This window comes from Acidobacteriota bacterium, from assembly GCA_035471785.1.
Taxonomy (GTDB): Bacteria; Acidobacteriota; UBA6911; order RPQK01; family DATIPO01; genus JANQFM01.
The window spans coordinates 1-13,820 of the sequence record DATIPQ010000059.1; the positions used below are offsets into that span (position 1 = coordinate 1).

The window sequence follows — 13,820 nt, forward strand, 5'->3', positions numbered from 1 at the left end:
CGCTCGGCGATGATCTTTTCGGCGATGTTATGGGGGACGATGTCGTAGTGGGCTTGTTCCATGTGGAAAGAACCCCGTCCTCCCGTCATCGAGGTGAGCGCCGGCGCGTAGGTAAGCATCTCGGCCAGCGGCACCTGGGCCTTGATTACCTGCGAAGTCCCTTTGACGTCCATGCCCTGGATGCGTCCGCGGCGCGAATTGAGGTCGCCCATCACGTCCCCGGCGGAGTCTTCGGGAACGTAGATCTCGACGTTCATGATGGGTTCCAGGAGCACCGGACGGGCCTGCTCCATGGCTTTCTTGAAGGCGATGTTGGCGGCGATCTTGAAGGCCATTTCAGAGGAGTCGACCGAGTGGTAGCTGCCGTCGTAGACTTCCACTTCGAAGTCGACCACGGGGTAGCCGGCCAGATAGCCGCGAGCGGCTGATTCCACCACGCCCTTTTCCACCGCGGGGATGAACTGGCGGGGAATCGATCCTCCGAAGATCGAGTCGGTGAACTTGAAGCCGGCGTCCCGCTCCCGAGGCCTCATCTTGATGTAGCAGTCGCCGAACTGTCCGTGTCCGCCGGTCTGCTTCTTGTGGCGTCCCTGCACGTCGGCTTCGGCGGTGATGGTCTCGCGGTAAGGGACCTTGGGAGTCTTGAGCAAGACTTCGACGCCGTACTTCTTCTTGAGCTTGTTGACGACCACCTCGACGTGGATCTGCCCGGTTCCGGAGAGCAGGAAGTCCCCGGTTTCTTCGTCGCGTCTGAAGCTGACCGAAGGATCCTCTTCGATGATGCGCGCCACCGCGTTTCCGATCTTGTCTTCGTCGCCCCGGCTCTTGGGCTCGATAGCGAAGCTGATGGCGGGCTCGGGGTATTCGACCTTCTTGAAGGTTCCCTTGAAGTTCTTGTCACCCAGCGTATCGCCGGTGGTGGTCTCTTTCAGCTTGGTGACCACGCAGATGTCACCCGCATGGACTTCGGGGACGCTTTCGTATTGCTTGCCTTGGGCGATCTGGACGGATGCCAGGCGCTCATCGTGATCCTTGCTGAGATTCTTGACGCTGCTCTCGGCCTTGAGTGTCCCGGAAAAAACCTTGATCATGCTGATGTGACCCGCGAAGGGGTCGGCCAACGTCTTGAACACCATCGCGCTGGTGGGTTTGTCTCTGGTGGGCTGAAAATCTCTCTCTTCTTTCCCCTCGACGACCTTGAGCGGCGGACGCTCCAGAGGATTGGGGAAGAGGTCCACCAGGTAGTCCAGCAATTGGTGCGCTCCGCAGTTGGGCAGCGCGGCGCCGGCGAAGACGGGGTTGAGGTCGCCCTTGCGGAAGGACTTCTTCAGGCCGGCCACCAGTTCCTCGTCGCTCAGCGTGCCTTCTTCGAAGAACTTCTCCAACAGCTTGTCGTCGCTTTCCGCCACCATTTCGACAAGTTCTTCCCGGCGGGTGGAGACGTCATCGGCCATGTCGGCGGGGATGTCCTCTTCAGAAAACTTGCCGCTGCCGTCCATCTCGTAGACGAAGGCCTTGTTCTTGATCAGGTCGACGAAACCTTTGAAATCCTTTTCTTTGCCGATGGGCAGTTGGACGGCCGTAACGCCCCGTCCGAAGGTCTTTTGCAGCGAATCCAGGGAACGGTTGAAACTGGCCCGCTCGCGGTCGATCTTGTTGATAAATATCGCCTTGGGAATCCCGAACTCGTCGGCGAATCCCCACACGGTCTCGGTCTGAACCTCGACGCCCGAGGCTGCGTCCACCACCACCAAGGCCGCCTCAGAGGCCAGCAGGGGGCCTTTGGCATCCAGCAAAAAGGCGCCGTAGCCGGGTGTATCCAGCAGGTTGATCTTTGTTTTCTTGTGCTCGCAGTGGGCCAATCCCGTGGAAATGGTAACTTTGCGTTCGATCTCTTCTTCGTCGTAATCGGTCACGGTATTGCCGTCGTCGACCTTGCCGAGCCGGTTGATGGCTCCTGACGAAAAAAGCAAGGCTGAAACCAACGACGTCTTGCCTGTATCGCCGTGGCCAACGACGGCGACGTTGCGGATTTCTTCGCTGTCGAAAACCTTCATAAGTACTCCTTTCCGGGACGCGTCGAAACGAGGAACTTTAGCACAGGCCCCAGGATTATTCAATTTCACCGAAAGCCCTCGAAACGCGCCTGTCGCCATCGTGGGCGCCCTTGCCTGCTTGGTGGCGTGGCTTGGGTTTCGGGGCTGGGCCAGGGAGGGCATCAAATCATCTTCTTGAGCCCCTCTAATTCTCTCAGCAGCTTGGACGCATCGAATCCCAACCTACACTCTGGACAATTGAACTTGGGTTCCGTTTTCGGTTGCGGATCGACGCTCTATTGAGTATTCGGCACACTGGAGACCTTAGGTCCAATTGGGCGTCCACAGGTCGGCGGCAGCGTTTATAGTGGGCCTGTCCGTCGGGTGTGGTTGAAGAAACGAGGGAACGAGCATGAAACGCGGTGATATGGGGGTTTTGCTGGCGGTTGGGATTTTGTTCTGTTCGGCGCTGATGAGCCAAGAGCCGGCTGAGCGGATGCGGGTGCGGGAGATGGGGGTTGAGGTGGGGGTGCTGCCTGTGGGGGAGCATAACGCCATTACCGATGTGGACGGGGTGCTGGTGGGGCACGCTACCCTGCGGCGGGGAGATAACGTACGCAGCGGAGTTACGGCCATTTTGCCTCATGGCGGAAACCTGTTTCTTGAGAAGGTTCCGGCGGCTGTCCATGTCGGCAACGGGTTCGGCAAGCTGATGGGGACGACCCAGGTGGAGGAGTTGGGGAACCTGGAAACCCCGATCCTGCTCACCGGGACGCTCAACGTCCCCAAGGTGGCCGACGCGCTCCTCGACTACATGCTGGGCCTGCCGGGGATGGAGGATGTGCATTCGGTGAATCCGCTTGTGGGGGAGACCAACGACAGCTACCTGAATGATTTACGCAGCCGTCCGGTGGGGCGTGAAGAAGTGTTTCAGGCTATCCGGTCGGCCTCGGGCGGGGCAGTGGAAGAGGGCGCTGTGGGCGCCGGGACGGGCACCATCACCTATGGATTCAAGGGCGGCATCGGCACTTCGTCGCGGGTCTTGCCCGAGTCGATGGGAGGCTGGACGGTAGGCGTGCTGGTGCAGAGCAATTTCGGGGGGATTCTGGAGATCGTCGGCACACCGGTGGGGCGAGAACTGGGGCGCTACTACATGCGCAACGGGCTTGAGCGCGCCCGCCAGGACTCGCCGGACGGTTCCTGCATGATCGTGGTGGCCACCGACGCGCCGCTGAGCGTGCGCAACCTCAAGCGGCTGGCGCGGCGGGCCATGCTGGGCCTGGGAACAACCGGCAGTCCCTCCACCAACGGCAGCGGCGACTACGTGATTGCTTTTTCCAGCCATCCTGGGCTGCGTATTCCCTATCAAGGCGCGGGCGAGACGCCTCTAGAGCGCGTCCGCCAGGTGCCGCAGGTGGCGAACCGGGATACCTCTCCCCTCTTTCAGGCGGTTAAAGAGGCTACTGAGGAGGCTGTCTACAACTCGCTCTTCATGGCCCGGACCACCGAGGGGCGGGATGGTCATCGGATCGAGGCTCTGCCGCTGGATAAGGTGAAGGAGATTCTCAAGCGCTATGGGAGGTTGGGGAAGGAGTAGGGGGCTTGGTGCCGGCGAGCTGCAGCTTGCCCTTCCGCTGCAGATCGACATTCGCCGCAAGGATGAGCCTCCCACCAGGCATGATTCCGCTCGGCCCTTGGAGGCGATTTGCTCCCTGCAAGGCGGCTCGCTTCCCCCAGGCTCCTACTGCTTCCCTTCTGAAGGCTGGTTGGTGCCCGGAAGGTGGGACGCGCATCCTTGCGGCGAATCAAGGTGACGCTATTCCTGGGCCAGGATCTGCAAGGCGCGGGTTGACAGGGCTATCAGGTGGCGGTGGGATCGGTGGCCGTTGCTGAGGATGGCGATTCCCAGGCGGCGGTCGGCGTTTCCTTGCAGGAAGGCCGTGTAGCCGGGGACGCTTCCGCTGTGGGCGAAGATGCGTTCGTCGCCTTGCCGGCTGGTCCACCAGGTGAGTCCGTAGCCGCCCGTCTCGCCTCCCCATCCCTCGTGCATGGGACCCGCGAATTCGTCCCACTGGCGGCGCAGCGATTCCTCCACGGTGGACTCGGCCAGGATGCGCTTGTCCTTGTAGCGTCCGCCGTTGAGCACGGTAATGAGCCAGTGGGCCTGATCCTCTACCGTCCCGTAGACGATGCCCGCCGGCCACACCTGAGCCTTGAGCCGCGGGGTGGGGACGTGATCGCCGTCGTCGCCGAGCGCGTAGGGAATGGCCAGGCGCTCCTCGACCGAGGGCGTGGGAATGAAGACGGTATTCTTCATCTCCAGCGGATCGAACAACCTCTCCTGCACGTAGCGCCGGTAATCGCGCCCCGTCATCTCTTCCACCAAGTGGGCGATCAGGGTGTAGGCCATGTTGGAGTAGACGACTTTTTCCAGCGGCGGAGTCTCGGCCCGCAGTTTCTCCTTAAGGTAGTCCTCGATGGAATCGGGAACGGTGTCGCCCCAAACGGCGTGGGCGCCGAAGTCGCCGGGGAGACCCGAGACGTGGGTGAGCAGATGACGGAAGGTGACGGGATTGCCGGGATCCTCTCCGCGGATGGAGATGCCCTCGCCCAAGTACTGGGAAACGGAATCGTCGAGCTGAAACTTGCCCTTTTCCATGAGGCCCAGCAGGACGGCCGTCGACATGCTCTTGAAGGTCGATCCGATAAGGTAGACGGTTGAAGTGACGGCCGGCGTCCTGGCCCACAGATTGGAGTAGCCGTAGGCGCCCGTCCACACGACCTCTTCCCCCGACACCAGGGCTACCGTCATGGAGGGTATGTTGCCGGCGATCATGGCCCGGCGGATCTCGCTCTCTATTTCCCCTACCTGCGAGTCGTCCAGCGAGGCCGCAGGCATGTCCTGGGCCGGCGCCTGGACAGCCGTCCACAGCAGCAGCGGCAGCAAGAGAGCGATCCTCGTTCCTGTCTTCATTGCGGGGCTCCTTCTTTGAGATGGGCGGCGTTGTGGCTGCGGAAGGTGACTTCCACCGGCCAGCGCATCATACCGTAGACCAGCCCCGTGTCAAGCAGGTTAAAGATGTAGGCGTTTTCGATGCGGTCTTCGATGGTGTGCTCCCAGATGTTGCCGGCGGCGGCGGCGGGAGAGATGGAATAGCTGCCGGGACGCATGGGGGGGAGGTGGATGTGAAAGCCAACGGTGATCAGTTCGCCGGCCTGCAGGGGGGGCAGATGAAGGTCCTCGTAGCCGGTGTTCGAGGAGCAGATCTCGACCCCGTGATGGTCGCGCACCGTGAATCCGACGATGGGGTTCGGGCAGGACTTTGTCCAGCGCACCGAAACCAGCAGCACCGCGTCGTCTCCGGCGCTCAGGCTGTTGAGCACCTTGCCGTCGGGAGAGTGGAGGATGACGCCGGTGATTTCAGCTCCCCCTTCTCCGTAACGGTTGTGGATGTGGGGGATGCTGTCGACGACGGGCAGGGAGGCGTCCTGATCGACCTCGATGAAGTCCTCGCCGCGCCCCGCCATGCGCCGCTCGCGTTCGAAGATCAACTCCTGGTAGCGGTGAACCACGGCTTCGGGGGAGGAATCGAGCAGCTTGCGCGAGCGGTCGATGAGAATGGCCCGGTCGCAGAACTTGGTGATGGCCGAGAGGTCGTGGCTGACGAAGAGAATCGTCTTGCCCGCCTCGCGCATGCGGCGGATGCGGTTGATGCAGCGGTGCTGAAAGATGAGGTCGCCCACCGCCAGGGCCTCGTCTACCAGCAGAATGTCGGGATCGACGTGGATGGCGGCCGAGAAAGCCAGGCGCAGGAACATTCCCGAGGAGTAGGTCTTGACGGGACGCTCGATGAAGTCGCCGATTTCGGCGAAGGCCAGGATTTCGTCCATGCGGGCGTCCACCTGGCGGCGCGTCAGGCCCTGAATGGCGGCGTTCATGTAGACGTTCTCGCGTCCCGTGAACTCGGGATTGAAGCCGGCGCCCAGTTCAAGCAGGGCCGCTACCGTGCCGTCGACCTGGCAGACGCCGCGGGTGGGATTGAAGATGCCGGCCACGATTTGCAGCAGGGTGCTCTTGCCCGACCCGTTCTGTCCCACGATGCCCAGGGTGGTTCCGGGTTCCACCAAAAGATCCACGTCGCGCAGGGCCCAGTGGCCTCCGTGCAGCTTGAGACGTCCCAGGCTGAGCAGTTCCAGCAAGCGGTGGCTGGGGGAGCGGTAAATGGGGTATTCCTTGCCCAGTCCGTGGATCTCGATGGTGCCCTTGGCCGCCGCGTTCATGTCCTTGAAACTCTACCGAAGTTCGAAGCGCGAAGCATCTCAGATGACGTCGACGAAGTCGCGCTTGGTGTTGCGGAAGATGAATCCTCCCAGCAGGAAGGCTCCCAGCGACCAGGCCGTCAGGGCCAACAAGGTATCGGCTGAGGGCGGGGTGTTTTCCAACAGAATGCTGCGGTAGGCGTCCACCACGAAGCGCATGGGATTGGCGCCCAGCCAGGGACGCAGCCAGCCGGGCACGTCCTCCATGCGGTAGAAGATGGGGGTGAGCCAGAACCAGAAAGTGAGTCCCACCGTGAGCAATTGCAGGGTGTCGCGCAAGAAGACCTGCAAGGCTGCCGCGATCCATCCCAGTCCAAGGCACATGACCGCGGTCAGCAGCAGCACCGGCGGCAGCAGGAGCAGCGTCCAGCCCAGGGTCCCGAAGTAGAGCAGGAAGGCCAGCAGGATGGCGAGTCCGAAGAGGTGGGTGACCAGGTTGGAGAGGACGATGGTGAGAGGCAGAATCTCGGAGGGAAAGGCGGTCTTGCGCAGCAGATTGCTCTGCTGCACCACCGACTCGCATCCCCTCAGCAGCGTGTCTTGAAAGTAGAGGAAGGGCAGCAGTCCGCAGAAGAGAAAGATGGCGAAGTTGTCGTTGATCTGGGGATACTTGTCGAGCTGGATGTTGAGGATGCCCGAGAAGACCAGCGAGTAAGTGACCAGCAAGGCCAGGGGGTGCACTACGGCCCAGAAGAATCCCATGGCCGAACCCACGTAGCGCGAGCGCAGGTCGCGGACGGCGAAGTTCACCACCAGGTCGCGCTGGCGCAGCAGCTTGGAGAAGAAGTTGACGGCGATGGCCAGCGGACGCTTCATGAGTCCGCCTCCCCCGCCGCCCCGCTCAGCAGCGCCTCGTATTGATCGGTGACCACCTCCCAATCGTAGCAGCGGCGGACGCGCCGTTGGGCGGCTTCCTTGAGGTGTCCGTAGCGCCGCGGATCCTCGGCCACCTCGCGCATCCTGGCGGCCAGCGCCTCCACCTCGTGGAAGGAGAGCAGCAGGGCCGCTTCCTGCGCCACTTCGCGGTTCTCGGGAGTATCGTGGGCCACCACCAGAGCTCCCGTACCCATGGCCTCGATCAGAGCCGGATGGGTGCCCCCCACCTCGGTAGCCTGGAAGTAGCAAAGGCAGTGGGAAAGCAGCTCGCGGTAGCCCTCTCCGTAGATGGCCCCCGGCATGAGCACGTTGGCCCCGCGGACTTGCCGCCGCAGTCCCTCGATGTACTCCTGGCTGTAGGGAGCGTCGCCTACCAGAACCAATGGCAAGTCGAGCCCGGAAAGCTTGTAGGCCTGCAAGACCAAGTGGGCGTTGTTCTCAGGTTCCAGGCGGCTGACGTAAAGCAGGTAGCGTCCCGCCTCCAGACCCAGCTCTTGCAGCGTCTTTCGCGATTCGGCCCGGGCCGCCTGGGCTCCGTAGGGGATGAAGGTGGAAGAGCAGGAATAGGTCTTCAGGTAGTAGTCCTGGATGGCGCGGGCGTCGGTGACAACCTGGACGGGAAGATGAGCGGCCAGCCATTCGCTGAGTCGGTAGTAGCCGCGTCCGGCCCAGTTCCACTTGCGCCGCTTGCGCTCGATGCCGTCCACGTTGAGGGCCACGCGACATCCGGCCAGGCGGGGAATCCAGCACACGGCGGCATTGGCGGCGTTGCATACGAGCACCGCGTCGAAACCCCGAAAGAGGACGTCCAGCACGCTCAGGGCGGTGTGAGACACGGTCTCCAGGTACTTGTGGCGGACGCATGGCAACACCCGCAAGTCGACGCCGCGGTAGCTCTCCAGCTTGGGGTCGACGTAGTGGGAGCGTCCGTAGACGGTCACTTTGTGGCCCCGTTTGACCAGGCGCCGGGAAAGTTCCTCGGCAAAGGTTTCGAATCCGCCGTAGTTGGCGGGGATGCCGCGGGTGCCCAGCAAGGCGATTCTAAGCCTGCGCTGGAGCTTGCGGGCTGTCGGGATCTTGCTGGACGGCATAAGGCGATGCGATCAAGAAAAGAAGCAGGATAACGACCTCGGAGTCGCCGAAATTATATTCAAAGAGGCCCGCCGCGAGAAAGGCGGCCAGGCTGGTCAGTGCTGAAACCGAGGCGAAGAAGAGAAAACGGTCGTCCCCGGCGCGGCGCGCCATGTGCAGCAAAGAGACGGCCAACACCCCCCACATGGTGAGCCACGCCAGGAGGGCGAGGAGGCCCGATTCAGCCGCGATCTGGACGTAGCAGTTGTGCAGGTGCTGGTAGGCCTCAGGCGGAAAATCGCGGGTGGCGTAGCGGGGATAGACGTCGGGAATCATGCGCGGCCCCACGCCCGTCAGGGGATGCTCCGAGACCATGTTACAACCCGTCTTGAGCAGCTCGATGCGGATGCTGGTGGTGTAGTCCCCGGGGTCGAATCCGGCCCGCAGTCGCTCCTGATAACGGGCCGGCATCAGCATCACGGTCAGGCCCATCACCAATACGACGGCCAGCGTCCAGCGCAGCCCGTAGAGTCCTCTCAGCAGGGCGGTGCGCCGGCTGGGCAGTCCGAATCGATATCCGTAGACCGCCGCCACCAGCAGCACGCCGAAAGCCGTCCCCAGCCAGGCGTTGCGGGTCTGGGTGAGAATCAGCGCCAGCGACATCAAGACCAGGGTGAGCAGGCAGAGGACGTCGCGCAGACGGTTGCGCTTGGGATGACGGGCGATGTAGAGGCCCAGCAGAGCCAGGATGGAGACGATGCCCATCATCAACTGGGCCGAGAAGGTCATCCAGTGGCTCATCAGCCCCCGCACGCGGTTGAGCGGTCCCACTTCCAGAAGCCAGAAGTACTGCAGGATGGCCAAGGAGGCGCTGACGGCCAAGAGGGCGTAAACGCCCCGAAAGATCATCTTCACGTCGCGCCGCTTGAGCATGGTGACGAAAAGGAAGACGCAAGAAAACAAGAGCAGCTTCTTGAGGTTGATGGCGCTGATCAGCGGATGTGCCGAAAAGGCCATCGAGACGATGGTGAGGAGGGCGTAGGCGAAAAAAGGCCAGGCGAAGCCGGGCAGAATAAGACGGAAATTGCGATGGCTGAGGCTGTAGGCGATCCACAGCAACAGAGCCACGAAGAGCAGGATGTTGGCCACGAAGATGGAGGCCAGGGAAGCCACGATGCCCAGGCCCAAAAAGACCCTGATCCACTTATCCCGCATAGAACTCCCGCACGGCCTCGACAACTTCATGCACACGGCTTTCCGCCAGTCCGGGATAGACCGGCAAGCAGATAACGTTGTCAGAAACTTTTTCCGCCGCCGGGAAGTCTCCTTTGCGGTGACCCCAGCGGGCGCAAGCTCGCTGCAAGTGAAGAGGAATGGGATAAACGACTTTGGCTTCGATGCCCTTTTCCGACAGCGCCTCGATCAGTTGGTCGCGCCGCTCGGCCAGCGCGGCCGCGATGTGGTAGCAATGGCGAAAGCGCTGGGGCTCGCTCTGAAAGCAAATCTGGGGCAGGTCTTGCAGTCCTTCTCGGTAGAGTGAGACGATCCGGCGCCGTTCTTCGATCCAGCCTTCAAGGTGTTCGAGCTTGAGGATGAGCAGAGCGGCCTGCAATGCGTCCATGCGCGAATTGTAGCCTTCGAAGCGGTGGGTGTAGTAGCCGTCCTGCCCGTGATTGCGCAGCAGGCGCACGTGGTCGGCGGTTTCGGGATCGTTGCAGGTCAGGGCTCCGGCGTCGCCGAAGGCTCCCAGGTTCTTGGTGGGGTAAAAGCTGAAGGCGGCCGAGCGTCCGAAGGTGCCGGCCCTCTGGCCCGCGATTTCCGCGCCGTGGGCCTGGCTGGCGTCTTCGATCACCCGCAAGCCGTTCTGCAAGGCTACAAAATGCAGCTTTTCCATGTCCGCCGCCAGACCGAAGATGTGCACCGGGAGGATAGCCTTGGTCCTGGAGGTGATCCGCGATTCCATGGCCTGAGGATCGAGGTTGTAGGTTCGGGGATCGACGTCGGCCAGCACCGCACGGGCTCCAATCTGCGAGATGATTTCAGTAGTTGCGATGAAAGTAAAGGGAGAAGTAATCACTTCGTCCCCTGCTCCAACGCCCGCCTCCAGCAGGGCGAAGCGCAGCGCATCGGTTCCGCTGTTGAGGGCCACGCAATGTGCGGCGCCGCAGAACTCGGCGAAGCGGCGTTCGAAGGTCTCTACGGGGTGGCCGCCGATGAAGCGGTTTTCAAGGGTCAATTGACGCACGGCGGAGACGAATTCGTCGGCCACCGCGCGGGTCTGGGGTGACAAGTCGATAAATGGAATGCGGACGCTCATGGCAAAAGCCGGAATTCTAGCAGATTCCAGTTTATACCTGCATCCGCTCAGGCGCTCCTCGCCAGTAAAGCGGCGTGTTAACATGCCCTGCCGTGAGCTTGCCGTCCGCCTTTTCCTATCGCCAGGGGATCTTGCATTGTCAGGACGTCGATCTGCGCCGATTGGCCGAAGAAGTCTCGACCCCCTGTTATGTCTACGACGAAGCCTCGATCATGGACGGCTTTGGGCGTCTGCGCGATGCCTTTGCCGGGGCCGAGGCGACTCTCTTCTACGCCGTCAAGGCCAATTCCAACCTGGCCGTACTCAATTTGCTGCGGCGGCAGGGCAGCGGATTCGACATCGTTTCCGGAGGCGAGCTGCAGCGGGTGCTGCACGTGGGCGGAGATCCGAAAAAGGTCATATTCAGCGGCGTGGGCAAGACCCGCCCGGAGCTGGAGATGGCCCTGCAGACAGGCCTGTTCAGCATCCACGTGGAGTCGATTCCGGAACTGGAGCTGATTGGGCAGTTGGCGCGTCAGAGGGGGGAGCGGGCCCGCATCTCCTTCCGCTTCAATCCCGACGTGGACGCCCAGACCCATCCCTATATCGCCACCGGATTGAGGCGCCACAAGTTCGGGCTCGACGTCAGCCGAGTCAGCGAGGTCTTCCGCTCACTGGAAGGGCATCCGGAACTGGAGGTGGTGGGTCTCGGTTCCCACATCGGATCCCAGATCTTCGACATGCAGCCCTTCATCGAGTCGTTCCGGCGCATGAAGGCGCTGGCCGGCCGTTTCAAGCAGCAGGGATTCAAGGTCAGCCATCTCGACCTGGGAGGCGGGCTGGGGGTGCCCTACGAGCCCATGCAGGCACGTCCTCAACTCGACCGCTACGCCGACGTGCTGGCCCGTGAGCGGGGCGACTACAAGATCGTGCTCGAACCGGGACGCTGCCTGGTGGCAGAGGCGGGGGCCCTTCTGACCCGGGTCATCTACCACAAGGTCAACAACGACAAGCACTTCGTGGTGGTGGACGGAGCCATGAACGACCTGCTGCGTCCCGCGCTTTACCAGGCCTACCACGAGATCGTGCCGGTAGCCGAGGCTCCTGGCGAGATCGTGGCCGACGTCGTGGGGCCGGTCTGCGAGACCGGCGATTTTCTGGCTCGCGACCGCTTGGTGGCCGATTATCAGAGAGGCGACCTGGCAGCCGTGCTGCATGCGGGGGCTTATGGGTTCTGCCTTTCCAGCAACTACAATTCCAGGCCCCGGGTCGCCGAGGTGATGGTGCGCGGCAAGGACTGGGAAGTCATCCGGCGGCGGGAGTCCTTTCAAGACCTCATCCGCGGCGAAGCGCCCCTTTAGCGCAAAAGGAGGAGTGGGCCGTGCAGGTGAGCAAGGAACCGGGCAAGATCCGCAGTATGTTCGGGGCCATTGCCCACCGCTACGACTTGCTCAACCACACCCTCTCTCTGGGCACCGATATCTGGTGGCGCTGGCTGACGGCCCGTCGCTTGCGCCCCTACCTTCGCCAGGACCGCCCGGCGCTCGATTTGTGCACGGGCACCGGCGACCTGGCCCTGGGCCTCTCCCGCTACGGCGCCGTGGTGGGATGCGACTTCACCCACCCGATGCTGGTGCGGGCGGCGGCCAAGACCCGGCGCAGGCGGTTGCAGGGGCGGGTACGTTTTGCCGAGGGCGACGCCTTGCGATTGCCTTTTTCCGACGAGTCTTTCACGGCGGTCAGCATCGCCTTCGGATTGCGCAACCTGGAGAGCTATTCGGCGGGACTGAAAGAGATGCTGCGGGTCCTGCGTCCGGGCGGGGCGCTGGCGGTGCTGGAATGCTCACAGCCTCGCCTGCCGGTCTTCAAACACTTCTTTCTTTTCTATTTCAACCACGTCCTGCCCCGCGTGGGGCGCCTCATCTCCGGGGACGATTTCGCCTACACCTACCTGCCCACCTCGGTGGCGGACTTCCCGGGTCCGCGGCAACTGAAGGCCCTGCTTGAGGAATGCGGATTCCGTCACGTCCGCCACAAGTTACTGATGGGCGGCGTAGCCTGCCTTCATGTGGCAGAGAAGAGCGGAACTTGAGAGCGGCGCCGGGTTATTGATCGACGATCCGCTTGGGCTCGGGCAACTCGCCCATCAGGTTGCGCAGTTCGCCAGGTTCCATGCCGGCGCTGCGGGCCTGTGAACGCAGTTCGTCGAGCGCGGCTCGGGCCGATTGGATGCTGCGTTCCAGTTCGCTCAGCTCCTGGGCTTTAGCGGCCAAATCGGCCTGCCATTTCTGCTGGGCGGCGACATTCGACTCGCGCAGGTAGCGGTTGCGCAGCTCATTGATGGAAAGCTGGACCACCTGATGCTGGTTGACGGCGGTGACGTAGTTGAGGCGGGCCGACTGAATGTCGGTGCGCAACTGGTTCAAGACGGCTTCAGGATCCTCTTGGCCGCCCTCTTCCTGGCCTTCGGCCGCTTCTCCCTCGCCGGCTTGCGGGTCGGCGGGAGGCGGGGGAGCCTGCGTCTTGCCCACGCGTCCGCCTTCGCTCTTCTCGATCACAGCGTTGGTGTAAATCAGCACCGGACGCTCGGTCTTGTCGCGTTGTTCACGCGTCCTCTTGGCGATTTCCACCAGGGAGGGCTTGGAAGCAGATTGCTGGGAGGATGCCTGCTGCCCCTCCTGCTTCTTCTCCTCTTTCTTTTCCTGCTCCTGCTGGGGGTTTTGTTGGGACTGGCCGGACTGCCAGGTCTCGCTCAGGACAGATCCCGTGGCCGGGATGGCCAGCAAGAAAGCTAGTAAAATGCGCATCATAGTCCTCCATTATAGCGTTAACCGGCAGAATCCATGGGGATTTCTGCCAGAAACACGAGTCCATTATCCAGGTCTAGCGAGCTGCCTCATAGCGCCGAGGGCAATTGAGCTTTCACCGCCGTCGCCGAAACTTGACCCGTGTGTGAACTTGTTGGCCACCTGGTGGCCCTAGGGCGACATTTCCGGAAAAATGATCCGCCACTGCAACTGTGTCGGCGGCAAGCCGGCCAGGGCATCTTCAACGGCCTCCGCGTTATAAACGATCCGGCCCTCGTCCTCCATCTCCAGATGCACCGGCCCTTCCCGAAGGGGATCGGCTTGGGTGTCCAGGTTCGACATCCAGAGAGCGCCCTCGACCAGGCTGCGGTCCTTGAGGACCAGCCTGCCCGAACCGAGGTGAAGGACGATTCC

General features: G+C 62.4%; 12 protein-coding genes. 3 read left to right on the top strand and 9 right to left on the bottom strand.

All coding sequences use genetic code 11. The features are described 5' to 3' along the window. Positions 1–2,057: elongation factor G (gene fusA / locus VLU25_08345; protein HSR67939.1), on the bottom strand; the 2,057-nt coding region annotated here is incomplete at its 3' end. A gap of 391 nt (positions 2,058–2,448) precedes the next feature. Here fusA and VLU25_08350 point away from each other — a divergent pair. Continuing rightward, positions 2,449–3,633 (top strand): P1 family peptidase, encoded by a 1,185-nt coding sequence (locus VLU25_08350; GenBank protein HSR67940.1) that lies wholly within the window; start codon positions 2,449–2,451, stop codon positions 3,631–3,633. Between the two features lie 219 nt (positions 3,634–3,852). Here the strand turns inward: VLU25_08350 and VLU25_08355 are convergent, their stop codons facing one another. The 6 genes from VLU25_08355 to VLU25_08380 are packed head-to-tail and all read right to left on the bottom strand — an operon-like array spanning position 3,853 to position 10,620. Further along, positions 3,853–5,010 carry a serine hydrolase domain-containing protein gene (locus tag VLU25_08355; protein HSR67941.1) on the bottom strand — a complete coding sequence of 386 codons (1,158 nt, stop codon included), beginning with the start codon at positions 5,008–5,010 and terminating at the stop codon, positions 3,853–3,855. After that, positions 5,007–6,317, bottom strand: coding sequence for an ABC transporter ATP-binding protein (locus VLU25_08360; GenBank protein ID HSR67942.1), 1,311 nt, complete (start codon positions 6,315–6,317; stop codon positions 5,007–5,009). Before VLU25_08360 ends, VLU25_08355 begins: the two co-directional genes overlap by 4 nt. Positions 6,318–6,356: 39 nt before the next feature. Then, on the bottom strand, positions 6,357–7,172 hold the full coding sequence (locus VLU25_08365) for an ABC transporter permease (GenBank protein HSR67943.1): 816 nt from the start codon (positions 7,170–7,172) through the stop codon (positions 6,357–6,359). Next, positions 7,169–8,323 carry a glycosyltransferase gene (locus VLU25_08370; protein ID HSR67944.1) on the bottom strand — a complete coding sequence of 385 codons (1,155 nt, stop codon included), beginning with the start codon at positions 8,321–8,323 and terminating at the stop codon, positions 7,169–7,171. The genes VLU25_08365 and VLU25_08370 overlap by 4 nt, the downstream gene beginning before the upstream one ends. After that, on the bottom strand, positions 8,274–9,518 hold the full coding sequence (locus VLU25_08375; protein ID HSR67945.1) for an O-antigen ligase family protein: 1,245 nt from the start codon (positions 9,516–9,518) through the stop codon (positions 8,274–8,276). Before VLU25_08375 ends, VLU25_08370 begins: the two co-directional genes overlap by 50 nt. Then, on the bottom strand, positions 9,508–10,620 hold the full coding sequence (locus VLU25_08380; protein HSR67946.1) for a DegT/DnrJ/EryC1/StrS family aminotransferase: 1,113 nt from the start codon (positions 10,618–10,620) through the stop codon (positions 9,508–9,510). Before VLU25_08380 ends, VLU25_08375 begins: the two co-directional genes overlap by 11 nt. Before the next feature lie 92 nt (positions 10,621–10,712). Here VLU25_08380 and lysA point away from each other — a divergent pair, with 92 nt between their 5' ends. Continuing rightward, positions 10,713–11,960, top strand: a complete 1,248-nt coding sequence (gene lysA, locus VLU25_08385; GenBank protein HSR67947.1) for a diaminopimelate decarboxylase — start codon at positions 10,713–10,715, stop codon at positions 11,958–11,960. A gap of 20 nt (positions 11,961–11,980) precedes the next feature. Further along, positions 11,981–12,691, top strand: a complete 711-nt coding sequence (gene ubiE / locus VLU25_08390) for a bifunctional demethylmenaquinone methyltransferase/2-methoxy-6-polyprenyl-1,4-benzoquinol methylase UbiE (protein HSR67948.1) — start codon at positions 11,981–11,983, stop codon at positions 12,689–12,691. 13 nt (positions 12,692–12,704) lie between these two features. Here the strand turns inward: ubiE and VLU25_08395 are convergent, their stop codons facing one another. Then, complete coding sequence (locus tag VLU25_08395; protein ID HSR67949.1) at positions 12,705–13,409, bottom strand: hypothetical protein; 705 nt, start codon at positions 13,407–13,409, stop codon at positions 12,705–12,707. A 168-nt stretch (positions 13,410–13,577) separates the two neighbouring features. After that, the coding region (locus tag VLU25_08400) for a hypothetical protein (GenBank protein ID HSR67950.1) at positions 13,578–13,820 on the bottom strand (243 nt) is incomplete at its 5' end.